Origin of the sequence: Spirulina sp. 06S082, from assembly GCF_034932145.1 — a bacterium.
In the GTDB taxonomy this organism is placed as follows: domain Bacteria; phylum Cyanobacteriota; class Cyanobacteriia; order Cyanobacteriales; family Spirulinaceae; genus CCY15215.
The window spans coordinates 1-1,117 of record NZ_JAYGHV010000378.1; the positions used below are offsets into that span (position 1 = coordinate 1).

General features: G+C 40.8%; 1 protein-coding gene and 1 pseudogene. One reads left to right on the top strand and one right to left on the bottom strand.

Features of this window, described 5'->3' with window-relative positions; all coding sequences use genetic code 11:
- Window positions 1-137: pseudogene (locus VB714_RS27560) on the top strand (VapC toxin family PIN domain ribonuclease); the annotation flags it as partial.
- Window positions 138-268: 131 nt separating this feature from the next.
- On the opposite strand, the gene VB714_RS21405 reads toward VB714_RS27560, so the two are convergent.
- On the bottom strand, window positions 269-1,117 hold an 849-nt coding region (locus VB714_RS21405), incomplete at its 5' end, for an SWIM zinc finger family protein (protein WP_323226720.1).

The following is a 1,117-nucleotide window of genomic DNA, read 5'->3' on the forward strand; positions in this document are numbered from 1 at the left end:
CTGTAGCTCAAATTCCACGAGATGTTATCCCTGAAATGCCCGATCGCATTATTGCTGCTACTGCTCATTATTTGGGCTTACCGCTCATCACTCGTGACGCAAAAATTCAAAACTCAACTGTTTATACTATTTGGTGATTTTTACTAGCAGATGAGCTTCTCCCCAGTCTAGAAATTTTGCCCGATTTCAAAGTATCGGTTGAAACAATTTTTAATTATTTAATGTTCAAATAACAAAAATTCCCTCAATTCCCATGTTGCCAGAAAATCTAAAGTAAATCTTTATTTTTTGTTTTCACTCGTTCGTAAAGTTCCTCCATCACCGCAATAAACGACCGATCCTCATGCCAAAATGGGGGAAAATCCCCTTGTTTCTTGATTAAAATTGCCGGAATTATGCTTTCTTGAACTTGAGGAGAAACTTCTGGAAAATGTTTTTGTCCTAACCAAAACTCCTTCAACGCGATCGCCTCCACATTGCCAGTTTTCGGCTGTGTATAATAGGCAGAAACCGGGACGGGTTCGAGTTTTTCGCTTCCCAAACCCGCAGCTAAAGCCTTCCCTAAAGGTGTTTTTACCAATTCTTCTTTGAGTTCCTCTCGTGTCAGTCCTCGTAATTCAAACAATAAAAAAGGATCGTCATCAAGTTCTGCTGCAAAACGATAACATAAACCCGCAATATGCTTGCAGGGATTTGACCAGTCGGGACAGTCGCATTCCGTCTCCAGATCTCGACTATCGCGAGGTAAAAAGTGTTGATTGACTTCTCGAAAACTCTCCTCAATATTTTCTGGAACCTCATTCAGGAGTAGCTTAGAGACAAAACTCGCATTCGTGGACAGTTTTTGAATGATTTTCGACCAATCTTTTTTGGCGATCGCCTTCAATTCAATTTCGGTATTATAGCGAGGCTCTTTATAAACGCCAAAATAAGGATTGACCGATCCTCGAATTGTTGCTCGAATTATACCTTTGTTTACAGAGAACTTGAGGATTTTTCCACCCCTCGCATAAGATCGTCCTCGTCCTAAACGCGCTTCATCGGTAAAAGAGGCGATCGCGGCAATAAATTGGTTTCCCCACCAAGTTTTACTAAATTCAGCCATTTTTCTCTTTCC